Source organism: Dyella sp. KRB-257 (assembly GCF_049445995.1).
Taxonomy (GTDB): domain Bacteria; phylum Pseudomonadota; class Gammaproteobacteria; order Xanthomonadales; family Rhodanobacteraceae; genus Dyella_A.
This window is the reverse complement of record NZ_JBMSDZ010000002.1, coordinates 190,228-213,405: the sequence shown is the minus strand read 5'-3', so window position 1 is coordinate 213,405 and position 23,178 is coordinate 190,228. Positions and strand designations below refer to the sequence as shown.

Annotated in this window: 18 protein-coding genes, 4 tRNA genes and 1 other RNA gene; all 23 read right to left on the bottom strand. The window is 65.1% G+C overall.

Annotated features, from left to right (window positions below; translation table 11 throughout):
* Position 1: 1 nt before the first annotated feature.
* Positions 2-313, bottom strand: a complete 312-nt coding sequence (gene rpsJ / locus ACO2Q2_RS02455; RefSeq protein WP_017461875.1) for a 30S ribosomal protein S10 — start codon at positions 311-313, stop codon at positions 2-4.
* A gap of 479 nt (positions 314-792) precedes the next feature.
* Positions 793-1,983 (bottom strand): elongation factor Tu, encoded by a 1,191-nt coding sequence (tuf, locus tag ACO2Q2_RS02450; RefSeq protein WP_423254179.1) that lies wholly within the window; start codon positions 1,981-1,983, stop codon positions 793-795.
* Between the two features lie 52 nt (positions 1,984-2,035).
* On the bottom strand, positions 2,036-4,126 hold the full coding sequence (gene fusA, locus ACO2Q2_RS02445; RefSeq protein WP_423254178.1) for an elongation factor G: 2,091 nt from the start codon (positions 4,124-4,126) through the stop codon (positions 2,036-2,038).
* A gap of 72 nt (positions 4,127-4,198) precedes the next feature.
* Complete coding sequence (rpsG, locus tag ACO2Q2_RS02440) at positions 4,199-4,666, bottom strand: 30S ribosomal protein S7 (RefSeq protein ID WP_404636153.1); 468 nt, start codon at positions 4,664-4,666, stop codon at positions 4,199-4,201.
* An 18-nt stretch (positions 4,667-4,684) separates the two neighbouring features.
* The gene (gene rpsL, locus ACO2Q2_RS02435; RefSeq protein ID WP_404636151.1) at positions 4,685-5,059 is read right to left on the bottom strand and encodes a 30S ribosomal protein S12; all 375 of its coding nucleotides are present in this window, start codon (positions 5,057-5,059) and stop codon (positions 4,685-4,687) included.
* Between the two features lie 176 nt (positions 5,060-5,235).
* Positions 5,236-9,441: a DNA-directed RNA polymerase subunit beta' gene (rpoC, locus tag ACO2Q2_RS02430; RefSeq protein WP_423254177.1), complete on the bottom strand. Its 4,206-nt coding sequence runs from the start codon at positions 9,439-9,441 to the stop codon at positions 5,236-5,238.
* A gap of 160 nt (positions 9,442-9,601) precedes the next feature.
* Positions 9,602-13,762: a DNA-directed RNA polymerase subunit beta gene (rpoB, locus tag ACO2Q2_RS02425; RefSeq protein ID WP_423254176.1), complete on the bottom strand. Its 4,161-nt coding sequence runs from the start codon at positions 13,760-13,762 to the stop codon at positions 9,602-9,604.
* A 284-nt stretch (positions 13,763-14,046) separates the two neighbouring features.
* Complete coding sequence (rplL, locus tag ACO2Q2_RS02420) at positions 14,047-14,415, bottom strand: 50S ribosomal protein L7/L12 (RefSeq protein ID WP_423254175.1); 369 nt, start codon at positions 14,413-14,415, stop codon at positions 14,047-14,049.
* A gap of 45 nt (positions 14,416-14,460) precedes the next feature.
* Positions 14,461-14,994, bottom strand: a complete 534-nt coding sequence (rplJ, locus tag ACO2Q2_RS02415; protein ID WP_423254174.1) for a 50S ribosomal protein L10 — start codon at positions 14,992-14,994, stop codon at positions 14,461-14,463.
* A 338-nt stretch (positions 14,995-15,332) separates the two neighbouring features.
* Complete coding sequence (gene rplA / locus ACO2Q2_RS02410; RefSeq protein WP_423254173.1) at positions 15,333-16,040, bottom strand: 50S ribosomal protein L1; 708 nt, start codon at positions 16,038-16,040, stop codon at positions 15,333-15,335.
* Between the two features lie 3 nt (positions 16,041-16,043).
* Complete coding sequence (gene rplK, locus ACO2Q2_RS02405; RefSeq protein ID WP_423254172.1) at positions 16,044-16,472, bottom strand: 50S ribosomal protein L11; 429 nt, start codon at positions 16,470-16,472, stop codon at positions 16,044-16,046.
* A gap of 251 nt (positions 16,473-16,723) precedes the next feature.
* Entirely contained in the window at positions 16,724-17,284 is a 561-nt protein-coding gene (gene nusG, locus ACO2Q2_RS02400) for a transcription termination/antitermination protein NusG (protein WP_423254171.1), read from the bottom strand.
* A 9-nt stretch (positions 17,285-17,293) separates the two neighbouring features.
* Positions 17,294-17,689, bottom strand: a complete 396-nt coding sequence (gene secE, locus ACO2Q2_RS02395; RefSeq protein ID WP_423254170.1) for a preprotein translocase subunit SecE — start codon at positions 17,687-17,689, stop codon at positions 17,294-17,296.
* Between the two features lie 75 nt (positions 17,690-17,764).
* Positions 17,765-17,840, bottom strand: a tRNA-Trp gene (locus tag ACO2Q2_RS02390).
* Positions 17,841-17,944: 104 nt separating this feature from the next.
* Entirely contained in the window at positions 17,945-19,135 is a 1,191-nt protein-coding gene (tuf, locus tag ACO2Q2_RS02385; protein WP_423254169.1) for an elongation factor Tu, read from the bottom strand.
* An 83-nt stretch (positions 19,136-19,218) separates the two neighbouring features.
* Positions 19,219-19,294 (bottom strand) — tRNA-Thr (locus tag ACO2Q2_RS02380).
* 23 nt (positions 19,295-19,317) lie between these two features.
* A tRNA-Gly gene (locus ACO2Q2_RS02375) sits at positions 19,318-19,391 on the bottom strand.
* A 31-nt stretch (positions 19,392-19,422) separates the two neighbouring features.
* A non-coding RNA gene (locus ACO2Q2_RS02370) (RtT sRNA) lies at positions 19,423-19,571 on the bottom strand.
* 39 nt (positions 19,572-19,610) lie between these two features.
* A tRNA-Tyr gene (locus ACO2Q2_RS02365) sits at positions 19,611-19,696 on the bottom strand.
* A 167-nt stretch (positions 19,697-19,863) separates the two neighbouring features.
* Entirely contained in the window at positions 19,864-20,364 is a 501-nt protein-coding gene (locus tag ACO2Q2_RS02360; RefSeq protein ID WP_423254168.1) for an acyl-CoA thioesterase, read from the bottom strand.
* Positions 20,365-20,605: 241 nt separating this feature from the next.
* On the bottom strand, positions 20,606-21,697 hold the full coding sequence (ychF, locus tag ACO2Q2_RS02355; RefSeq protein ID WP_423254167.1) for a redox-regulated ATPase YchF: 1,092 nt from the start codon (positions 21,695-21,697) through the stop codon (positions 20,606-20,608).
* An 88-nt stretch (positions 21,698-21,785) separates the two neighbouring features.
* Positions 21,786-22,367, bottom strand: a complete 582-nt coding sequence (pth, locus tag ACO2Q2_RS02350; protein WP_423254166.1) for an aminoacyl-tRNA hydrolase — start codon at positions 22,365-22,367, stop codon at positions 21,786-21,788.
* Positions 22,368-22,421: 54 nt separating this feature from the next.
* Positions 22,422-23,057 (bottom strand): 50S ribosomal protein L25/general stress protein Ctc, encoded by a 636-nt coding sequence (locus tag ACO2Q2_RS02345; RefSeq protein ID WP_423254165.1) that lies wholly within the window; start codon positions 23,055-23,057, stop codon positions 22,422-22,424.
* Positions 23,058-23,178 lie beyond the last annotated feature (121 nt).

Here is a 23,178-nt window from a genome sequence, read left to right as displayed (position 1 = left end):
CTCAACCGAGCTTGATCTGAACATCGACGCCAGCGGCGAGATCAAGCTTCATGAGCGCGTCCACGGTCTTGTCGTTGGGGTCAACGATGTCGAGTACACGCTTGTGCGTACGGGTCTCGTACTGGTCGCGTGCATCCTTGTCGACGTGCGGCGACACCAGAATGGTGTAGCGCTCGATCTTGGTCGGGAGCGGAATCGGGCCGAGCACCGTCGCGCCGGTGCGCTTGGCCGTCTCGACGATCTCGCTGGCCGAGCGGTCGATCAGACGGTGATCGTACGCCTTGAGCCGAATGCGAATCTTCTGGTTCGCCATAACCGTGTCCTGTTGTCTAAAGAACAATTTCTGTGATCCGGAACGGCTTCTCACCGCCCCGCACAACCCGTGTCGCCACTTGCAGGGACGGTCACCACGGACCGCCCAAAATGTTCGGCAAGCCGGTAAACCGACTTGCCGAGCAGGAAAGTATAAAAGGCGTAAAAACAAAGATCAACAAGGCGCGAGCCCTGATGATCGGTGTCATGGCCTCAGGCGATCCGTGCCAGCGAATTCGAAGCACATCCTGCGCCTCATTTCGCGGTGGGGAGACGCGCCGTTTTGCGGCATGTCATCCATACAACTCATCAAGCATAGCAAGCCTCGATCGGAAAGGAAAGCACAACGCGCAAAATTTCCTGCCGATCGCTCACCGCCACAAAACACAACGGCGGCGATGGCCGCCGTCGTGCTGCACCGCCCTCGGCGCCCCGCAGATGCGGCCCCCCCCCCCCCCCCCCCCCCCCGAAACGGGCTGGTTACTTGATGACCTTGGCCACCACGCCGGCGCCGACGGTGCGGCCGCCTTCGCGGATCGCGAAGCGCAGGCCTTCGTCCATCGCGATCGGGTGGATCAGGCTCACCACCATCTTCACGTTGTCGCCCGGCATCACCATCTCCACGCCTTCCGGCAGCGTCACCGCACCGGTCACGTCCGTCGTGCGGAAGTAGAACTGCGGCCGGTAGCCCTTGAAGAACGGCGTGTGGCGACCGCCCTCGTCCTTCGACAGCACGTACACCTCGGCCTCGAAGTCCGTATGCGGGGTGATCGAACCGGGCTTGGCCAGCACCTGGCCGCGCTCCACGTCGTCACGCTTCAGACCGCGCAGCAGCAGGCCCACGTTGTCGCCCGCCTGGCCCTGGTCCAGCAGCTTGCGGAACATTTCCACGCCCGTCACGGTGGTCTTCTGCGTGTCGCGGATGCCCACGACCTCGATCTCCTCGCCCACCTTGATCACGCCGCGCTCCACGCGACCGGTCACCACGGTGCCGCGGCCGGAGATCGAGAACACGTCTTCCACCGGCATCAGGAACGGCTTGTCGATGTCGCGCTGCGGCTGCGGGATGTAGCTGTCCAGCGCATCCACCAGCGCAATGATCGCCGGCACGCCGATCTCGCTCTGGTCGCCTTCCAGCGCCTTCAGCGCCGAACCCTTGATGATCGGCGTGTCGTCGCCCGGGAAGTCGTACTTCGACAGCAGCTCGCGCACTTCCATCTCGACCAGCTCCAGCAACTCGGCGTCGTCCACCATGTCCGCCTTGTTCAGGAACACCACGATGTACGGCACGCCCACCTGCCGCGACAGCAGGATGTGCTCGCGCGTCTGCGGCATCGGGCCGTCCGCGGCCGAGCACACCAGGATCGCACCGTCCATCTGCGCCGCACCCGTGATCATGTTCTTCACGTAGTCGGCATGGCCCGGGCAGTCCACGTGCGCGTAGTGGCGCTTGGGCGACTCGTATTCCACGTGCGCCGTCGAGATCGTGATGCCGCGCGCCTTCTCTTCCGGCGCCGCGTCGATCGCGTCGTACGCCTTGAACTCGCCACCGAAGCGCTCTGCGCCGATCTTCGTCAGCGCCGCCGTCAGCGTCGTCTTGCCGTGATCCACATGACCGATCGTGCCCACGTTGACGTGCGGCTTGGTGCGCTCGAATTTACCCTTTGCCATGATTCTGACCTCTGGAAAAAAAGAACCGGAATTATAACGAAAGTTGGCCTTGTCAGACCCTCTTGGTGACTTGCTCGGCAATCGACGCCGGCACCTCGGCGTAGTGATCGAATTCCATGGTGTAGGTGGCCCGCCCCTGAGTCTGCGAACGCAGGCTGGTGGCATACCCGAACATCTCGCCCAGCGGCACGAGTGCATCGATCACCTTGCCGGACGTGGCATCGCCGGAACCCCGCAGCATGCCGCGGCGCCGGCTGAGGTCGCCCATCACATCGCCCATGTGCTCCTCGGGCGTGACCACCTCGACGCGCATCACCGGCTCCAGCAGCACCGGACCGGCCTTGGCGAAGCCCTCCTTGAACGCCAACGACCCGGCGATCCGGAAGGCCATATCGGTGGAGTCGACCTCGTGGTACGAGCCGTCGACCAGCCGAACCCTGACATCGACCACCGGGAACCCCGCGAGGGGGCCGACGGCCATCGCCTCCTGGATACCCTTCTCGATCGACGGGATGTATTCCTTAGGAATTGCCCCGCCAACCAGCGCATTCTCGAATTCGAAACCTCTGCCACGCTCCTGCGGAAGGATCTCGATGATCACGTGGCCGAACTGGCCCTTGCCGCCGGACTGGCGCACGAACCGGCCTTCCTGGCGAACCGCCTTGCGAATCGTTTCACGATAGGCGACCCGGGGCTTGCCGACGTTCGCCTCGACCTGGAACTCGCGACGCATGCGGTCGACCAGAATATCCAGATGCAGCTCGCCCATGCCGGCGATGATGGTCTGTCCGGACTCTTCGTCGATACGCACCCGGAAAGACGGATCCTCCGCCGCCAGGCGACCGAGCGCGACGCCCATCCGCTCCTGGTCGGCCACCGTCTTCGGTTCCACCGCCATGGCAATGACCGGCTCGGGGAAGCTCATTCGCTCAAGCGTGATCACGTGATCGCTGGCGCAGAGCGTGTCGCCGGTGGTCACGTCCTTGAGCCCGACCGCCGCGGCGATGTCTCCGGCACGGACCTCGCGGATCTCGTGGCGCTCGTTGGCGTGCATCTGCATGATGCGGCCGATCCGCTCCTTGCGCCCTCTCACCGGGTTGTAAACAGCGTCGCCGGAGTTGAGCGTGCCGGAATACACGCGAAAAAACGTCAGCGCCCCGACCGTCGGATCGATCATGATCTTGAAGGCCAGCGCCGCGAACGGCTGATCATCGGCGGCCGTGCGCGAGTCTTCGCGATCGCGCTCGTCGAGGCCCTTCACGGGAGGGCGATCGGCCGGCGACGGCAGGAACCGGATCACCGCGTCCAGCAGTGCCTGCACGCCCTTGTTCCTGAAGGCCGAGCCGCAGAACACCGGAATCAGGGAAGTGGCGAGCGCCCCTGCGCGCAGCCCGGCCAACACCTCCTCCTCGCTCAGCTCGCCCTGCTCGAGGTACTTGTCCATCAATGCCTCGGAGGTCTCGGCTGCCGCCTCGATCATGAAGCAGCGCGCGCGGCGCGCGGTCTCCAGCAAGTCCTCGGGAATGTCCCGGTATTCGAACTTCATGCCCTGGGATTCATCGTCCCAGTAGATCGCCTTCATCTTGACGAGGTCGACGACACCCTCGAAATCGTCTTCGGCGCCGATCGGCACCTGCATCGGCACCGGGTTGGCACCGAGCCGCGTCCTGAGTTGCGCGACGACCTTGTCGAAATCCGCGCCGGTCCGGTCCATCTTGTTGACGAAGGCCAGGCGCGGCACCGAATACTTGCTGGCCTGGCGCCAGACCGTCTCCGATTGCGATTGCACGCCGCCAACGGCACACAGCACGAACACGGCACCATCGAGCACGCGCAAGGAGCGCTCCACCTCGATGGTGAAGTCGACGTGACCGGGGGTATCGATGATGTTGAAGCGATGCTCGGGCAGCGAACGATCCATGCCCCTCCAGAAGGCCGTGGTCGCCGCGGAGGTGATGGTGATCCCCCGCTCCTGCTCCTGCTCCATCCAGTCCATCGTGGCTGCGCCATCGTGCACTTCACCGATCTTGCGGCTCACCCCGGTGTAGAACAGGATGCGCTCGGTGGTCGTGGTCTTTCCGGCATCGATGTGCGCCATGATGCCGAAGTTGCGATAGCGCTCGATCGGGGTCGTGCGTGCCACGATGCTGACCTCTGAAATGCGAGAAGGCAGTGGACGAGCCTTCGGGCCCGCCCACTGCCTTGCCAGTCACACTTACCAGCGGTAGTGCGAGAACGCCTTGTTGGCTTCCGCCATGCGATGCGTTTCTTCGCGCTTCTTGATCGCGCCACCGCGATTCTCGGAAGCTTCCAGCAGCTCGGCAGCCAGCTTGCGCGGCATCGAGGTCTCGCCGCGCTTGCGCGCCGCGTCGATCGCCCAGCGCATGGCCAGCGCCATGCGGCGACCGGGACGGACTTCGACCGGCACCTGGTAGGTGGCACCGCCCACGCGGCGGGACTTCACCTCGACCGCCGGAGCGATGTTGTTGAGTGCCTTCTCGACCAGAGCCACCGGCTCCGGATTCTTTTCGCCCAGCTGGGTGAGCGCGCCGTACACGATGCTCTCGGCGACGGACTTCTTGCCGCTCTTCATCACCATGTTGATGAAGCGGGCAATCAACTGGCTGCCGTGCTTGGGATCGGGCAGGACCAGACGGGCGGGATGTGAACCTTTACGCGACATGTTGGGTGTCCTTGACTCTTATTTCTTCGGGCGCTTGGCGCCGTACTTGGAGCGCGACTGGCGGCGCTTGGTCACGCCGGCACAGTCGAGGCTGCCGCGCACGGTGTGGTAACGGACGCCCGGGAGGTCCTTGACGCGGCCGCCGCGGATGAGCACCACCGAGTGCTCCTGCAGGTTGTGGCCTTCGCCACCGATGTAGCTGATGACCTCGTAGCCGTTGGTCAGACGCACCTTGGCGACCTTGCGCAACGCCGAGTTCGGCTTCTTCGGGGTGGTCGTGTACACGCGCGTGCAGACGCCACGGCGCTGCGGGCTGCTCTGCAGGGCCGGCGAAGCGCTCTTGTAGCTCTTCGGGCTGCGGGATTTGCGCACCAACTGATTGACTGTCGTCATGCGGAACTGTTCCTGAGAAACATAAAGGCAGACCGATACGTTCGGCCTGCCAAGAAGCGGAAATTTAACATGGGCCATCTGCACAGGGCAAACGGACACCGCGCATCCATGACCCGAACACGAGGCGCCTCCATGCGCCTCATTTCGTATGTCAGCAAGTGAAGCCCGCGAGGGGCCTACTCGACACCACCGTCGCTGACCGGCGCTTCTGCGAAGGAGTGGGTCGAACCGGAGAGGGTTTCCAGTTCCGAGGCGGTGAGACCACCCTGGCGACGACGCTGCGCGTGGTACGCCAGACCCGTACCTGCCGGAATCAGACGGCCGACAATAACATTTTCCTTCAGGCCTCGCAAGGTGTCGCGGGTGCCACGGACCGCCGCCTCGGTAAGCACGCGGGTGGTCTCCTGGAACGACGCGGCCGAGATGAACGACTCGGTCGCCAGCGACGCCTTGGTAATGCCCAGCAGCACCGACTGGTACTCGGCCGGACGCTCGCCACGGGCGACCGCACGATCGTTTTCCTCGTTGATGCGCACGCGCTCCACCTGCTCGCCGCGCAGGTAGTGGCTGTCGCCCGGCTCGGTGATCTCGACCTTGCGCAGCATCTGGCGAATGATCGCCTCGATGTGCTTGTCGTTGATCTTCACGCCCTGCAGGCGATAGACGTCCTGGATCTCCTTGACCAGGTACGAGGCCAGCGGCTCCACGCCGAGCAGGCGCAGGATGTCGTGCGGGCTCGGCTCGCCGTCGACGATGGTCTCGCCCTTCTCCACGTGCTCGCCCTCGAACACGATGACCTGGCGCCACTTCGGGATAAGCTCCTCGTGCTCGTTGCCGTCGACGTCCTTGATGATCAGGCGCTGCTTGCCCTTGGTGTCCTTGCCGAAGCTGACGATGCCCGAGCGCTCGGCGAGGATCGCCGGCTCCTTCGGCTTGCGCGCCTCGAACAGGTCGGCCACGCGCGGCAGACCACCGGTGATGTCGCGGGTCTTGGAGGTTTCCTGCGGGATACGTGCGACCACGTCGCCCACGCCCACTTCCGCACCGTTCTGGATCGACACGATCGCACCGGCCGGCAGGAAGTACTGCGCGGCGATGTCGGTGCCCGGCAGCTTGAGCTCGCGGCCCTTGCTGTCTTCCAGGCGCACGATCGGGCGCAGATCCTTGGCCTGCGTGCCGCGGCGCTTCGGATCGGTCACCACCGCCGACTCCAGGCCGGTCAGTTCGTCGGTCTGGCTCTGCACGGTGACGCCATCGATGAAGTCGATGAAGCGCACGATGCCGGCCACCTCCGACACGATCGGATGGGTGTGCGGATCCCAGTTGGCCACGGTCTGGCCGGCCTTGACCGGATCACCGTCCTTGACCGCGATGGTCGCGCCATACGGCACCTTGTAACGCTCGCGCTCGCGGCCGTTGGCGTCGATCACCGACACTTCGCCGGAGCGCGAGACCGCCACCAGGTGACCCTGGTTGTGCTGCACGGTCTTGAGGTTGTTGAACTTCAGCGTGCCGGTGGTCTTCACCGAGACGTTGTCCACGGCGGCGGCACGCGAGGCGGCACCACCGATGTGGAACGTACGCATGGTCAGCTGGGTGCCCGGCTCACCGATCGACTGCGCGGCGACCACGCCGACGGCCTCACCCATGTTGACCAGATGGCCACGAGCCAGGTCGCGGCCGTAGCACAGGGCGCACACGCCGTGGCTGGCCTGGCAGGTGATCGGCGAGCGGACCTTGATCGACTGCACGCCGGCCTTGTCGAGCTTCTCGACCAGGGCCTCGTCCAGCAGGGTGTCACGGGTGACGATCGGCTGATCGTCGTCGCCAGGGGCGTAGACGTCCTCGACCACCACGCGGCCCAGCACGCGGTCGCGCAACGGCTCGACCACGTCGCCGCCTTCCACGATCGGCTGCATGGTGACGCCGTCCTCGGTGCCGCAATCGGTCGAGGTGATCACCACGTCCTGCGCCACATCAACCAGTCGGCGGGTCAGGTAGCCGGAGTTCGCCGTCTTCAGCGCCGTGTCCGCCAGGCCCTTGCGGGCGCCGTGGGTGGAGTTGAAGTACTGCAGCACGTTCAGGCCTTCGCGGAAGTTGGCCTTGATCGGGGTCTCGATGATCGAGCCGTCCGGACGGGCCATCAGGCCACGCATGCCGGCCAGCTGGCGAATCTGCGCCACCGAACCGCGGGCGCCGGAGTCGGCCATGATGTACAGCGAGTTCATCGACTTCTGGTTGACCGTCTTGCCGTCGGCATCGGTCACCTTCTCGGTGCCGATGCCGTCGATCATCGCCTTGGCGACCAGTTCGTTGGTGCGCGACCAGATGTCGACCACCTTGTTGTAGCGCTCGCCGGCGGTCACCAGGCCCGACTGGTACTGCTCCTGGATCTCGACCACTTCCTTCTCGGCCTCTTCCAGGATCGGCTTCTTCTCGGCCGGGATGATCATGTCATCGATGCCGATGGAGATGCCGGCGCGGGTCGCGAAGCGGAAGCCGGTGTACATCAGCTTGTCCGCGAACACCACGGTTTCCTTCAGGCCCAGCAGGCGATAGCTGGAGTTGATCAGGCGCGAGATGGCCTTCTTGGTCAGCTCGGTGTTGGCCAGCGCGAACGGCAGGCCCTCCGGCAGGATCTCGGCCAGCAGCGAGCGGCCCACGGTGGTGTCGACCAGCGAGGTGGTGGTGGTGCGCGCACCCTCGTCGTCCACGTGCACCTGCTTCAGGCGCACCTTGACCTTAGCGTGCAGCTCGACCGCACGGTTCTCGTAGGCGCGGCGCACTTCGCCCAGTCCGGAGAACACCATGCCCGAACCCTTCACGTTCACCAGCTCGCGGGTCATGTAGTACAGGCCCAGCACCACGTCCTGGGTCGGCACGATGATCGGCTCGCCGTTGGCGGGCGACAGGATGTTGTTCGACGACATCATCAGGGCGCGCGCTTCCAGCTGCGCCTCGATCGACAGCGGCACGTGCACGGCCATCTGGTCGCCGTCGAAGTCGGCGTTGAACGCGGTACAGACCAGCGGATGCAGCTGGATCGCCTTGCCTTCGATCAGCACCGGCTCGAACGCCTGGATACCCAGGCGGTGCAGCGTCGGCGCGCGGTTCAGCAGCACCGGATGCTCGCGGATCACGTCCTCGAGGATGTCCCACACCTGGGCCTCCTCGCGCTCGACCAGCTTCTTGGCGGCCTTGATCGTGGTCGCCTCGCCGCGCGCCTGCAGCTTGGCGAAGATGAACGGCTTGAACAGCTCCAGCGCCATCTTCTTGGGCAGGCCGCACTGGTGCAGGCGCAGCGTCGGACCGACCACGATCACCGAGCGACCGGAGTAGTCCACGCGCTTGCCGAGCAGGTTCTGGCGGAACCGGCCCTGCTTGCCCTTGATCATGTCGGCCAGCGACTTCAGCGCGCGCTTGTTGGTGCCGGTGATGGCACGGCCGCGGCGGCCGTTGTCGAGCAGCGCATCGACCGACTCCTGCAGCATGCGCTTCTCGTTGCGCACGATGATGTCCGGCGCATTGAGCTCGAGCAGGCGCTTGAGGCGGTTGTTGCGGTTGATGACGCGGCGGTACAGGTCGTTGAGGTCGGAGGTGGCGAAGCGGCCACCGTCCAGCGGCACCAGCGGACGCAGGTCCGGCGGCAGCACCGGCAGCACCGTGAGCACCATCCACTCCGGCTTGTTGCCGGATTCCAGGAATGCCTCGATCAGCTTGACGCGCTTGGTGAGGCGCTTGAGCTTGGTCTCGGAGTTGGTGGAGGCGATCTCTTCCTTCAGGCGGATCACCTCGCCCGGCAGGTCGAGCGACTTCAGCAGCTCGTAGACGGCCTCGGCACCCATGCGGGCGTCGAACTCGTCGCCGTGCTCTTCCACGGCTTCCAGGTACTGGTCCTCGCTGAGCAACTGGCCGCGCTCGAGCGCGGTCAGGCCCGGATCGATCACCACAAAGGCCTCGAAGTACAGGATGCGCTCGATGTCGCGCAGCGTCATGTCCAGCATCAGGCCGATGCGCGAGGGCAGCGACTTGAGGAACCAGATGTGCGCGGTCGGGCTGGCCAGCTCGATGTGGCCCATGCGCTCGCGGCGCACCTTGGCCAGGGTGACCTCGGTGCCGCACTTCTCGCAGACCACGCCGCGATGCTTCATGCGCTTGTACTTGCCGCACAGGCACTCGTAGTCCTTCACCGGACCGAAGATGGCGGCGCAGAACAGGCCGTCACGCTCGGGCTTGAAGGTGCGGTAGTTGATCGTCTCGGGCTTCTTCACTTCACCGAAGGACCACGAGCGGATCAGCTCCGGCGAGGCCAGCGCGATCTTGATCGCGTCGAAATCCGGTGTCGCGCGCTGCTGATTGAACAGATTGAGCAGGTCTTTCATTTGAGTCTCCGGTCGGAGCAATTCTTTGGGTCAGGATCCGCGAATGAACAGGGTCCGGTTGCCGGGACCCGGGACCCGGAACCCGGGACTCGGTAGAGCAAAAGCGCGAAGCCTTCTGGCTCTTTCCGAGTTCCGGGTTCCGGGTCCCGAGTCCCGACCTTCACTTGACCTCTTCCAAATCGATGTCGATACCGAGCGAACGGATTTCCTTCACCAGCACGTTGAAGGACTCCGGCATGCCCGCCGTCATCTCGTGGTTGCCGTCGACGATGTTCTTGTACATCTGGTTGCGGCCCTGCACGTCGTCGGACTTCACCGTCAGCATTTCCTGCAGGGTGTAGGCCGCGCCGTAGGCTTCCAGCGCCCAGACTTCCATCTCACCGAAGCGCTGGCCGCCGAACTGCGCCTTGCCGCCCAGCGGCTGCTGGGTGACCAGCGAGTACGGACCGGTGGAGCGCGCGTGCATCTTGTCGTCGACCAGGTGGTTGAGCTTCAGGTAGTGCATGTAGCCCACGGTGACCGGGCGATCGAACGCCTCGCCGGTGCGGCCGTCGTACAGCGTGGTCTGGCCCGACTCGGGCAGATCCGCCAGCTTCAGCATCGCCTTGATCTCGGATTCCTCGGCGCCGTCGAACACCGGCGTGGCCATCGGCACGCCTTCCTGCAGGTTGGTCGCCAGGGTCAGGATCTCCTGATCGGTGAGCGACTTGAGATCCACGTGCTGCACGGCGCCGGAGACGTGGTGGTTGTAGATCTGGTCGAGGAACTCGCGGACCTTCGCCACCTTCTCGCGCGCCTCGAGCATCCTCTGGATCTTCTTGCCCAGGCCCTTGGCGGCCCAGCCCAGATGGACTTCCAGAATCTGCCCGATGTTCATGCGCGAGGGCACGCCCAGCGGATTCAGGCAGATGTCGACCGAGGTGCCGTCCGCCATGTACGGCATGTCTTCCACCGGCACCACGTTGGACACCACGCCCTTGTTGCCGTGACGACCGGCCATCTTGTCGCCCGGCTGGATGCGACGCTTCACGGCCAGGAACACCTTGACCATCTTGAGCACGCCCGGTGCGAGGTCGTCGCCCTGGGTGATCTTGCCCTGCTTCTCCTTGAAGCGCTTGTCGAACTCTTCCTTGTGGCGCTTGATCTGGTCGGCGGCACGCTCGAGGAACTCGGTGACGTCCTCGTCCTTCACGTTGATCTTGAACCAGTCGTCCTTCTTCAGGCCATCCAGGTAGGCGTCGGTGATCTCGGTGCCGCGCTTGAGGCCGCCCGGACCGCTCATCGCGGACTTGCCGACGAGCTGGGTGCGCATGCGGTTGTAGATCGCGCCCTCGAGGATGCGGAACTGGTCGTCAAGGTCCTTGCGGATGCGCTTGATCTCCATTTCCTCGATCTGCTTGGCGCGCTTGTCCTTCTCGATGCCGTCGCGGGTGAACACCTGCACGTCGATGACGGTGCCGTCCATGCCCGGCGGCACGCGCAGCGAGGAGTCCTTCACGTCGGACGCCTTCTCGCCGAAGATCGCGCGCAGCAGCTTCTCTTCCGGCGTGAGCTGGCTCTCGCCCTTGGGCGTGACCTTGCCGACCATGATGTCGCCGGCCTTCACTTCCGCACCGATGTACACGATGCCGGACTCGTCCAGGCGCGCCAGCGCCTGCTCGCCCACGTTCGGGATGTCGGCGGTGATTTCCTCGGCGCCCAGCTTGGTGTCGCGCGCGATGCACGACAGCTCCTCGATGTGGATCGAGGTGTAGCGGTCTTCCTGCACGACGCGCTCGGACAGCAGGATCGAGTCTTCGAAGTTGTAGCCGTTCCACGGCATGAAGGCGATCAGCATATTCTGGCCGAGCGCAAGCTCGCCCAGGTCGGTCGACGAACCGTCGGCCAGCGTGTCGCCCTTCGCCACCACGTCACCGACGTTCACCAGCGGGCGCTGGTTGAGGTTGGTGTTCTGGTTGGAGCGGGTGTACTTGGTCAGCGTGTAGATGTCGACGCCGGCGTCGTTGTCGCCGACTTCTTCCTCGTTCACGCGCACCACGATGCGCGCCGCGTCGACCTGCTCGATCTCGCCGCCGCGCCTGGCGGTGACGATGACGCCGGAGTCGCGCGCCACCGCGCGCTCGATGCCGGTGCCCACCAGCGGGGTCTGCGAGCGCAGCGTCGGCACGGCCTGGCGCTGCATGTTGGCGCCCATCAGCGCACGGTTCGCGTCATCGTGCTCCAGGAATGGCACCAGCGCCGCCGCGACCGACACGGTCTGCATCGGCGAGACGTCCATGTAGTCGACTTCCTTCGCCGGGCGCAGCTCGGATTCGCCGCGGAAGCGGCAGGACACGAAGTCCTCGATGAACGCGCCGTGCTTGTCCAGTGGCGAGTTTGCCTGGGCGATCACGTGGTCGCCCTCCTCGATCGCCGACAGGTAATCGACCTTGTCGGTGACCTTGCCGTTCTCGACCTTGCGGTACGGCGTCTCGAGGAAGCCGTACGAGTTGGTGCGGGCGTACACGGCCAGCGAGTTGATCAGGCCGATGTTCGGGCCTTCCGGCGTCTCGATGGTGCAGACGCGGCCGTAGTGGGTCGGGTGCACGTCGCGCACCTCGAAGCCGGCGCGTTCGCGGGTCAGGCCACCCGGCCCGAGCGCCGACACGCGGCGCTTGTGGGTCACTTCCGACAGCGGGTTGTTCTGGTCCATGAACTGCGACAGCTGCGAGGATCCGAAGAACTCCTTCACCGCCGCCGCCACCGGCTTGGCGTTGATCAGGTCCTGCGGGGTCAGGCCATCGGACTCGGCCAGGCTCAGACGCTCGCGCACCGCGCGCTCGACGCGCACCAGGCCGATGCGGAAGGTGTTCTCGGCCATCTCGCCGACCGAGCGCACGCGGCGGTTGCCGAGGTGGTCGATGTCGTCCACGGTGCCGTGGCCGTTCTTGATGTCGATCAGCACCTTGAGCACGTCGAGGATGTCCGACGTCTCGCCCTGCGCCTTCACCAGCTCCTGCGCCGCCTCTTCCTTGCGTTCGGCGAAGTACTTGTGGTCGTACAGCACGCCCGGGCCCAGGATGTCCTGGCGACCCACGCGGCGGTTGAACTTCATCCGGCCGACGCCCGACAGGTCGTAGCGGTCGAAGGTGAAGAACAGGTTGAAGAACAGGTTCTGCGCGGCATCCTTGGTCGGCGGCTCGCCCGGACGCATCATGCGATAGATCTCCACCAGCGCCTCCAGCGGCGTCTTGGTGTTGTCGATGCGCAGGGTGTGCGAGATGTACGCGCCGCGATCCAGATCGTTCACGTACAGCGTGGGCACCGTCTCGATGCCGGCCTTGCGGAACGCCTCCAGCTGCTCGGCGGTGATCTCGTCGTTGGCCGAGGCCAGCAGTTCACCGGTCTTCGGATCGACCACGTCGATCGCCAGGATGCGGCCGACCGGGTAGTCGTCCGGCACTTCCAGCGCGGTGATGTTCTCGGCCGCCAGCTGGCGCACGTGGCGCGCGGTGATGCGCTTGCCGGCTTCCACCAGCACCTTGTCGCCGACCATCAGGTCGAAGCTCAGGGTCTCGCCGCGCAGGCGCTCGGCGACCAGCTCCAGCGTGGTGCCGCCCTTCTTGCCGAGGTGGAACACGTTGTGCTCGAAGAAGATGCCCAGCATCTCCTCGTTGGTGTAGCCCAGCGCGCGCAGCAGCACCGTCACCGGCAGCTTGCGGCGGCGGTCGATGCGGGTGAACAGGGCGTCCTTCGGGTCGAACTCGAAGTCCAGCCAGGAGCCGCGGTAGGGAATCACACGCGCCGAGAACAGCAGCTTGCCCGAGCTGTGCGTCTTGCCGCGGTCGTGGTCGAAGAACACGCCGGGCGAACGATGCAGCTGCGAGACGATGACCCGCTCGGTGCCGTTGATGATGAAGGTGCCGGTGTCGGTCATGAGCGGAATCTCGCCCATGTAGACCTCCTGCTCCTTCACGTACTTCACCGCCTTCTTCGAGGCCGGGCTGTCCTTGTCGTAGATGACCAGGCGCACGGTCACGCGCAGCGGCGCGCCGAACGTCATGCCGCGGTTGCGGCACTCGCGCTCGTCGAACGCCGGCTCGCCCAGGCGGTAATCCACGTACTCCAGTGCAGCATTGCCGGAGTAGCTGGTGATCGGAAACACCGACTTGAGGGCCGCATGCAGACCCTTCTCCTCGCGCTGCTTGGGCGCAACATGCTCCTGCAGGAACTCCCGGTAGGAGTCGGTCTGGATCGTCAGCAGGTTGGGCACGCCCAGCACGGGCGGACGCTTGCCGAAATCCTTGCGGATGCGCTTCTTCTCGGTAAACGAGTAGGTCATGGTCGGTGACGCCTCGGTTCGCAGTGGCGCCGGCGGTGCACACACCGGCTGAATGATGGAAAGCGGCGATGCTCCGGTCGGTCGCGAAGACCCGACGGGACATCAAAAAGACAGGAGTCAGAGGTCGGCCCGCGGCCTCTCAGTACTGCCTTCCCGGGTGATGCGGTACAGCGGTGAAACTGGCCATCGAACAGCAACAGGCCTTGCAACAGGCAAAGCCCGGGGGCTTACGCCCCCAGGCTTGCGTAACGCTGGATCCAACTGATGGCGCGCAAGAGCGCCAATTACTTCAGTTCGACCGTGGCGCCGGCAGCTTCCAGATCCTTCTTGAACTTCTCGGCGTCGTCCTTCGAGACCGCTTCCTTCACGACACCACCGGCTTCGGTGAGGTCCTTCGCTTCCTTCAGGCCCAGGCCGGTGATCGCGCGGACCGCCTTGATCACCTCGACCTTCTTGTCGCCGGGGCTCTTCAGGATCACGTCGAACTCGGTCTGCGCTTCGGCCGCCGGAGCAGCCGCAGCCGGGCCGGCCACGGCCACGGGGGCGGCGGCGGTCACGCCAAACTTCTCTTCGATGGCCTTCACCAGGTCCATCACTTCCATCAGCGACTTGGCGGCGACGGCTTCAACGATCTGTTCGTTGGACAGGGACATTTGATTTACCTCTGGAAATAGAATCGGTTTGAAAAGGCGTCGAGCTTAAGCGGCGGTTTCGGTTTCGGCCGGCGCGGGCGCGGCATCGCCACCACCCTGCTGATCGGCCACGGCCTTGATGACGCGGGCAAACATCGAAGCCGGTTCGGCCAGCACGCGGGCCAGCATGGCCAGCGCCTGTTCGCGGGTCGGCAACGAGGCCAGCACGTCGACATGCTCGGCCGGGAACAGCTTGCCTTCCACGGAAACGACCTTCGCCTTCAGCTTGTCGTTGCCCTTGGCGAACTCCTTGATCAGGCGTCCGGCGGCACCGGGCTCCTCGGTCGAGAACGCGTACAGCAACGGACCGGTCAGGACGTCCTTGACGACCTCGAAATCGGTACCGACCACGGCGCGCGAGGCCAGCGTGTTCTTGACAACCTTCAAGAAAACGCCGATTTCGCGGGCCTTGCGGCGCATCGCGGTCATCTGCGCGACCGTGGTGCCTGCGTACTCGGCTGCAACCAGGGAGTGGGCCTTGGCGGCGACTTCTGCCAGCTCGGCGACTACTTCTTGCTTCTGGGACAGATTGAGAGCCATTGCACTCCTCCAAATGAACTCCGCTCACGGCTCCTGCCGCTTGCGGTCCTGGGCGACGCCATCCGTGACGTCGGGGACCCGATGAGGTCCCGGGTGGTGGCCTTTCCAGAAGCGATTCCAGAAGGGGCAGCACCATCTGCGCAGGCCGAACTCCCGAGGGACTTCGATTAAGCGGCCCCGCTTGCAACGACGGCGATTCCCTGCCGGCACGAGCTCCCTGCCCGTCGTCGTCGCGCGCTGAACGCGCCTGCGGTCTTTGACGGCGGCCCCGGCACAAGGCCGGGGCTACCCTCAAAAACTGCCTGCCCGGCCCGAAGGCCGGCAGGACTTGAAGTTGCTTATTTCGCCGCGATGGTCAGCGACGAGGTATCGACCGGCACGCCCACGCCCATCGTGCTCGACAGGGCGACCTTCTGCAGGTACTGGCCCTTGGCCGAGGACGGCTTCGCCTTCAGCAGGTCGTTGATGAGCGTGTTGAGGTTGTCCGCCAGCTGGGCGGCCTCGAATGTGGCCTTGCCGATGGTGGCGTGGATGATGCCGGCCTTGTCGTTGCGGAACTTGACCTGGCCGGCCTTGGCGTTCTTTACCGCAGTGGCGACGTCGGCGGTGACCGAACCGTCCTTCGGATTCGGCATCAGGCCGCGCGGACCGAGCAGCTGGCCCAGCTTGCCGACCACCCGCATCGCGTCCGGCGTGGCGATCACGCGACCGAAGTCGAGGTCGCCCGCCTGCATGCGCTCGGCCAGGTCGTCCATGCCGACCGCATCGGCACCGGCGGCCCTGGCGGCCTCGGCCTTCTCGCCGGCCGGCACGAACACGGCGACCTTGACGGTCTTGCCGGTGCCGTGCGGCAGCAGCGAGGAGCCGCGCACGCCCTGGTCGGACTTCTTCGCGTCGATGCCGAGGCGCACGGCCACGTCGACCGACTCGGCGAACTTCGCCTTGGCGTTGTCCTTGATGATCTTCAGTGCGTCGTCCAGGGCATACACCTTGCCCGGCTGCACCGCGGCACGGGCCGCCTTCAAACGCTTCGTCAGCTTTGCCATGTCTCAGCCCTCCACTACCAGGCCCATGGAACGGGCACTACCGGCGATCGTACGAACCGCCGCATCCAGATCGGCCGCCGTCAGGTCGGCATCCTTCTGCTTGGCGATCTCTTCCAGCTGGGCGCGGGTCACCTTGCCCACCTTGTCGGTGTTCGGCTTGGGCGAACCCTTCGGCGTATTGGTGAGCTTCTTCAGCCAGTAGGTGGCGGGGGAGGTCTTCATCACGAAGGTGAAGCTGCGGTCCGAGTACGCGGTGATGACCACCGGCACCGGAGCACCCGGCTCCATCTTCTGCGTGGCGGCATTGAACGCCTTGCAGAACTCCATGATGTTCAGGCCACGCTGACCGAGCGCGGGGCCGACGGGCGGCGACGGGTTGGCCTGCCCGGCCTTGACCTGAAGCTTGATGTAGCCAGTGACTTTCTTTGCCATGGGATTTTCCTCGCGAGTGCAGGCGCCTTGCGGCTCCTCGCAGCATGTCGTTCCTTGACGATGGAATACCCGCCTCCTGGCGGACATCTGAAAACGCGGACACGCAGAGACGGGAAGTCTCCGGCGTGAACCGCGCAGTTTAGAGATTGATCATGTTTTAAGCAAGCGCCGGGCCAGCGCCACAGGATCCGGCAGCGAGCATCCATACGGAGCGACCCGCTGCGCCGACGCGGCGGCGCAGCGAAGCCGGGTCAGGCCTTCTCGACCTGGCCGAACTCCAGCTCCACCGGCGTCGAACGACCGAAGATCAACACGGCCACGCGCAGGCGGCTCTTCTCGTAGTTGACCTCCTCGACGACGCCGTTGAAGTCGTTGAACGGACCCTCGGTGACGCGGACCATCTCGCCCGGCTCGAACAGCACCTTGGGACGCGGCTTCTCCACGCCCTCACGGACGCGGCTGAGGATGGCATCTGCCTCGCTGTCGCGAATCGGCAACGGCTTGTCGGCGGTGCCGCCGATGAAACCCATTACCTTCGGGGTTTCCTTCACCAGATGCCAGCACTCGTCGTCGATGCGCGGCCCCTTGCCCTCGGTGTTGGTCTCGATCTGCACCAGCACGTAGCCCGGAAAGAACTTGCGCTCGCTGCGGCGTTTCTGGCCGGCGCGCATCTCGATCACTTCCTCGGTCGGCACCAGCACCTCACCGAAGCGCTCCTCCATGCCGGCGCGCTTGATGCGCTCGTCCAGCGCCCGCTTCACCTGATTCTCGAAGCCCGAATAGGCGTGCACCACATACCAACGCTTGCTCATGCCCACACCTCACGAACCCAGCTTGAGCAGCCAGTCGAGCACGACCGACTTAAGGATCAGGTCGATCAGACCCAACAGGAGCGACAACACGATGACCACCAGGATGATGACCGCCGTGGTCTTGACCGTCTCGTCACGCGTGGGCCATACGACCTTGCGCAACTCGAACTGCGACTCGGCCACGAAACCCTTGACGCGGCGACCCGGCGCGGTGAACGCGGCGATGGCCAGCGCGGCGATGATCGACACGATGACGCCGAGCACGAGTACCGACTGCGGCACGCTGCCGTCATTGTCATACCAGGAGTACGCAACAATGCCGGCGGCGAGCACCAGCCCGGCCAGCACCAACTTGCCAATGTCACCGGCGCTCGTGCCCCGGGATTGTTCTGCCTTGGTATTCATGCGCACCCGACGGATGCAGCGACGACCGTCATGGCGACCGATCCCGCGCTATCCGCCCATCGCTCCTCGCAAAGATGGCACGCCAGGAGGGACTCGAACCCCCAACCTGCGGTTTTGGAGACCGCTGCTCTGCCAATTGAGCTACTGGCGTAACTAAAACGGGATTGGGGATTCGGGATTCGGGATTCGCCGGATGCGAAAGAGCCCACGCCCTTCCGAATCCCGAATCCAAAATCCCGAATCCCCGCTTTCAGCTTACTTGATGACCTTGGCCACCACGCCGGCGCCGACGGTGCGGCCGCCTTCGCGGATCGCGAAGCGCAGGCCCTCGTCCATCGCGATCGGGTGGATCAGGCTCACCACCATCTTCACGTTGTCGCCCGGCATCACCATCTCCACGCCCTCCGGCAGGGTCACCGCGCCGGTCACGTCCGTCGTGCGGAAGTAGAACTGCGGCCGGTAGCCCTTGAAGAACGGCGTGTGGCGACCGCCCTCGTCCTTCGACAGCACGTACACCTCGGCCTCGAAGTCCGTGTGCGGCGTGATCGAACCGGGCTTGGCCAGCACCTGGCCGCGCTCCACGTCGTCGCGCTTCAGACCGCGCAGCAGCAGGCCCACGTTGTCGCCCGCCTGGCCCTGGTCCAGCAGCTTGCGGAACATTTCCACGCCCGTCACCGTCGTCTTCTGCGTGTCGCGGATGCCCACGACCTCGATCTCCTCGCCCACCTTGATCACGCCGCGCTCCACGCGACCGGTCACCACCGTGCCGCGCCCGGAGATCGAGAACACGTCTTCCACCGGCATCAGGAACGGCTTGTCGATGTCGCGCTGCGGCTCCGGAATGTAGCTGTCCAGCGCATCCACCAGCGCGATGATCGCCGGCACGCCGATCTCGCTCTGGTCGCCTTCCAGCGCCTTCAGCGCCGAACCCTTGATGATCGGCGTGTCGTCGCCCGGGAAGTCGTACTTCGACAGCAGCTCGCGCACTTCCATCTCGACCAGCTCCAGCAACTCGGCGTCGTCCACCATGTCCGCCTTGTTCAGGAACACCACGATGTACGGCACGCCCACCTGCCGCGACAACAGAATGTGCTCGCGCGTCTGCGGCATCGGGCCGTCCGCGGCCGAGCACACCAGGATCGCACCGTCCATCTGCGCCGCACCCGTGATCATGTTCTTCACGTAGTCGGCATGGCCCGGGCAGTCCACGTGCGCGTAGTGGCGCTTGGGCGACTCGTATTCCACGTGCGCCGTCGAGATCGTGATGCCGCGCGCCTTCTCTTCCGGCGCCGCGTCGATCGCGTCGTACGCCTTGAACTCGCCACCGAAGCGCTCTGCGCCGATCTTCGTCAGCGCCGCCGTCAGCGTCGTCTTGCCGTGATCCACATGACCGATCGTGCCCACGTTGACGTGCGGCTTGGTGCGCTCGAATTTACCCTTTGCCATACGCTTTAAACCCCGATGGAGTCAATTGAAATGAAGAAATCTCTTTCGCGGAGAAAGCCGGACAAGCCGGCCTTCCGCTGGACTGGTGCTCATGACTGGAATCGAACCAGCGACCTCTTCCTTACCAAGGAAGTGCTCTACCGACTGAGCTACATGAGCGAATTGCGTGAGGCCGAGTTCAATGGAGCGGGAGACGGGAATCGAACCCGCACCATCAGCTTGGAAGGCTGAGGTTCTACCGTTGAACTACTCCCGCCTCGATCGAATCAACCTTTGCGGAACCTGACTGGTGGAGGGAGGTGGATTACTCCGGGCATCCCGCCCTTCGCCCTCCGGGCCGCGCCGCTTTCGCGTCGCGTTCGACATCGCATCCTGCGATGTCGTCGAACCGTCATCCCGTTTCGGTGGTTCAAATCCACCTCCAAGGCTTCGATTCACGATCCATCGCCAGTCGACCGTCTCGCCATGATCGAACTGGTGGAGGGAGGTGGATTCGAACCACCGAAGGCGTAAGCCAGCAGATTTACAGTCTGCCCCCGTTGGCCGCTTGGGTATCCCTCCAACAAAGAACGCCTATTGTCGCCACGCCCCCGGAAACTGTCAACAGTGTTGCGGACATTTCCGGACCACGGGACGACCGCACCAAGGCGCGGGGAACGAATCATGCGCGGATGGGGCAACAGCCACAAGGCTCGCCCGTCGCGGCCCGCCTCGGAATCCCAGGAAGCTCAGGGCAGCGGCAGCGGCACGGCGGCATGCAGCGACAACACCTGCCGCTCCATCGACTTGGACAGGTCCATCAGCCGGCGCGCGTATTGCTGCAGGCGTACGTCCTCGTCGTTGCGGGGCTGCCACGCCGGCACCGGCGTGGGCCTGCCGTCGGGACGATCGAGCGCCACGAACACCATCACGCAGCTGGTCGCCAGGCGCGGCTCGCCGCTGCGCAGGTCGCTGGCCTGCACGTCCACCGCCAGGTGCATGCTGCTGGTGCCGGTGTGGATCAGCCGCGCCTTCACCGTTACCAGGTCGCCGATCAGGATCGGCTTGACGAATTGGATGCCGCTGACCGACGCGGTCACGCAATACGCGCCGCTCCAGCCCACGGCGCAGGCGTAACCGGCCTGGTCGATCCACTTCATCACCATGCCGCCGTGCACCTTGCCGCCGAAATTGACGTCGGTGGGCTCGGCGAGGAAGCGGAAGGTGACTTCGTTCTGCTGGCCGGGCATGACGGACTCCAGGGGACGGAAAGTGTGAAGTATGCGGCCTGCTGCGGCCTTGCGGCTGACCTCCTGCCGAGCTGGATGCGCCGGGAACGGGAGGTGTCCATGAGGGTTCGCAGTAGCGCCGCACGCCTGTCGTCGTGATGCCTGCCCGGCTCGCACGCCGTGCCGACGGCCACCGGCGTGCGGCCGCCGGGCGATGTGCACGAACAGTGGCCGCCCACCGCGCACCGCGAGGGAGGTGCGCTCAGACGTTGAACAGGAAGTGCAGCACGTCGCCTTCCTTGACGATGTACTCCTTGCCTTCCTTGCGCAGCCGTCCGGCCGCCGCCGCGCCCGCTTCGCCCTTGTACTGGATGAAATCGTCGTAGCCGATCGTCTCGGCACGGATGAAGCCACGCTCGAAATCGGTGTGGATCACGCCGGCGGCCTGGGGGGCGGTGGCGCCCTTCTTCACCGTCCAGGCGCGCACTTCCTTCACGCCCGCGGTGAAGTAGGTCTGCAGGCCCAGCAGCCTGTAGCCGGCGCGGATCACCCGGTTCAGGCCCGGCTCTTCCAGCCCGAAGTCCTTGAGGAATTCATCGCGGTCGGCGTCATCCAGCTGCGACAGCTCTTCCTCGATCGCCGCGCACACCGGCACCACTTCGGCGCCTTCGCTGGCGGCGCGCGCACGCAGCGCGTCCAGGTGCGGATTGTTCTCGAAGCCGTCCTCGCGCACGTTGGCGATGTACATCAACGGCTTGAGCGTGAGCAGGAACAGGTCGCGCACCAGCACCTGCTCTTCCTCGTCCAGACCGAGGCTGCGCGCGGAACGGCCCTCGTTGAGGCCGGCGGAAAGCTTCTGCAGCACCGGGTTCTTCGCCAGCGCCTCCTTGTCGTTGGCCTTCGCCGCACGCTCGGCGCGGTTCAGCGCCTTGTCCACCGACTCCAGATCGGCCAGCGCCAGCTCGGTGTCGATGGTCTCGACATCGGCGATCGGATCGACCTTGCCAGCCACGTGCACGATATCGCCGTGCTCGAAGCAGCGCACGACGTGGGCGATCGCGTCCACCTCACGGATGTGCGCCAGGAACTTGTTGCCCAGCCCCTCACCCTTCGACGCGCCCGCCACCAGACCGGCGATATCGACGAATTCGACCGCGGTGGGAATCAGCTTCTGCGGCTTGACGATCTCGCCCAGTGCATTGAGGCGCTGGTCGGGCACCGGCACCACGCCGACGTTCGGCTCGATCGTGCAGAACGGGAAGTTCGCCGCCGCGATGCCGGCCTTGGTCAGCGCGTTGAAGAGCGTGGACTTGCCGACGTTGGGCAGGCCGACGATGCCGCATTTGATGCCCATGGTTTGGATCCGGGAATGGGAAATGGAAAATCGGGAATGGTAGAACCTGGAGCGCGGGACGCCTTTGCGATTCCCCTCTCCCGATTCCCTATTCCCGGCTGGTATGTAACTGCTGCATCGCCTTGTCGAACTGCCCGTCCACCGCCAGCGGCAGCACGTCCAGCGCGCGGGAAATACCGGCAAGGATCAGATCCTCGTCCTGTGCCGACGGTCGGCCGAGCACCCACGGGGTGACCCGATCCTTGTGGCCGGGATGGCCGATGCCGATGCGCAGCCGATGGTACTTGCCGTGGCCGAGGTGCGCGGCGATGTCGCGCAGGCCGTTCTGGCCGCCGTGGCCGCCGTCGAATTTCATCCGCACGGCGCCCGTCGGCAGGTCGAGTTCGTCATGCGCCACCAGGCACTCGGACGGCTCGATCTTGTAATAGCGCAGCGCCGAAGCCACGGCGATGCCGCTCTTGTTCATGAACGTGGACGGCTTGAGCAGCCACACCGGCTCGCCGCCGATGCGCACGCGGCAGGTCTCGCCGTGCAGCTTGCCGTCGAAGGCGAACCGCTCGCCCTGCGACGCCGCCAGGGCGTCCACAAACCAGAACCCGGCGTTGTGCCGGGTTCGGAGATATTCGGTACCGGGGTTGCCCAGTCCGACGATGAGTCGAAGTCCCGCCATGCGTCCGGCCAGCCGATTCCGCCCGCGCCACGAGGGACGCGGGCGGATGCAGGCTTACTTCTCCGGCTTCTCTTCGCCTTCGGCGGCGGCCGGGACCTCTTCGACCTCTTCCTTCACCGTGTTGGCGGTGACCACGGCGATGTCGTGGTCGGCGCCCAGCGCCAGCGCCGGCAGCTCCACACCCTTCGGCAGCTTGATCTGCGAGAGGTGGATGATGTCGCCGGGCTTGAGCTCGGACAGATCGAGCTCGATGAACTCCGGCAGGTCCTTCGGCAGGCAGGACACGTCCAGCTCGGTCAGGTTGTGCGATACGACCACGCCGGAGGTCTTGCCGGCCGGCGAGCTTTCCTGGTTGAGGAAGTGCAGCGGCACGCTCACGCGCACGGCGGCGTTCTCGTCGATGCGCAGGAAGTCCATGTGCATCATCTGCTGCTTGTACGGGTGCTTCTGCCAGTCGCGCACCAGCACCTTCTGCACGGTGCCGTCGACGTTCAGGTCGAGCACCGAGGAGAAGAACCACTCGTGCTTGGCGGCGAGCAGGATGGTGTTGTGCTCGATCTGGATGCTCTGCGGCGGCAGCTTGCCACCGTAGACGACGGCCGGCACGAACGACGCACGACGCAGGCGGCGGCTCGCACCTTTCCCCTCGTCCTTGCGGCTCTCGGCCTTGATTTCATGGGTCTGGGACATTGTTTGTTACCTTGGGTTGGAAACGCGGCCTCGCGGCGGCTTGGGTGACTTCCCCGCGACCAGGGAAGCCGGTCTTTTTGCGGGATTCGGAATTCGATATTCGGGATTCGAAAGAGCTCCG

What these genes read in the sequence shown, in the direction of transcription:
- rpsJ (WP_017461875.1), bottom strand. Translation starts at nt 313, where the DNA reads ATGGCGAACCAGAAGATTCGCATTCGGCTCAAGGCGTACGATCACCGT.
- tuf (WP_423254179.1), bottom strand. Translation starts at nt 1,983, where the DNA reads ATGGCAAAGGGTAAATTCGAGCGCACCAAGCCGCACGTCAACGTGGGC.
- rpsG (WP_404636153.1), bottom strand. Translation starts at nt 4,666, where the DNA reads ATGTCGCGTAAAGGTTCACATCCCGCCCGTCTGGTCCTGCCCGATCCC.
- rpsL (WP_404636151.1), bottom strand. Translation starts at nt 5,059, where the DNA reads ATGACGACAGTCAATCAGTTGGTGCGCAAATCCCGCAGCCCGAAGAGC.
- rpoC (WP_423254177.1), bottom strand. Translation starts at nt 9,441, where the DNA reads ATGAAAGACCTGCTCAATCTGTTCAATCAGCAGCGCGCGACACCGGAT.
- rpoB (WP_423254176.1), bottom strand. Translation starts at nt 13,762, where the DNA reads ATGACCTACTCGTTTACCGAGAAGAAGCGCATCCGCAAGGATTTCGGC.
- rplL (WP_423254175.1), bottom strand. Translation starts at nt 14,415, where the DNA reads ATGTCCCTGTCCAACGAACAGATCGTTGAAGCCGTCGCCGCCAAGTCG.
- rplJ (WP_423254174.1), bottom strand. Translation starts at nt 14,994, where the DNA reads ATGGCTCTCAATCTGTCCCAGAAGCAAGAAGTAGTCGCCGAGCTGGCA.
- rplA (WP_423254173.1), bottom strand. Translation starts at nt 16,040, where the DNA reads ATGGCAAAGCTGACGAAGCGTTTGAAGGCGGCCCGTGCCGCGGTGCAG.
- rplK (WP_423254172.1), bottom strand. Translation starts at nt 16,472, where the DNA reads ATGGCAAAGAAAGTCACTGGCTACATCAAGCTTCAGGTCAAGGCCGGG.
- nusG (WP_423254171.1), bottom strand. Translation starts at nt 17,284, where the DNA reads ATGAGCAAGCGTTGGTATGTGGTGCACGCCTATTCGGGCTTCGAGAAT.
- secE (WP_423254170.1), bottom strand. Translation starts at nt 17,689, where the DNA reads ATGAATACCAAGGCAGAACAATCCCGGGGCACGAGCGCCGGTGACATT.
- tuf (WP_423254169.1), bottom strand. Translation starts at nt 19,135, where the DNA reads ATGGCAAAGGGTAAATTCGAGCGCACCAAGCCGCACGTCAACGTGGGC.
- ACO2Q2_RS02360 (WP_423254168.1), bottom strand. Translation starts at nt 20,364, where the DNA reads ATGCCCGGCCAGCAGAACGAAGTCACCTTCCGCTTCCTCGCCGAGCCC.
- ychF (WP_423254167.1), bottom strand. Translation starts at nt 21,697, where the DNA reads ATGGGCATCAAATGCGGCATCGTCGGCCTGCCCAACGTCGGCAAGTCC.
- pth (WP_423254166.1), bottom strand. Translation starts at nt 22,367, where the DNA reads ATGGCGGGACTTCGACTCATCGTCGGACTGGGCAACCCCGGTACCGAA.
- ACO2Q2_RS02345 (WP_423254165.1), bottom strand. Translation starts at nt 23,057, where the DNA reads ATGTCCCAGACCCATGAAATCAAGGCCGAGAGCCGCAAGGACGAGGGG.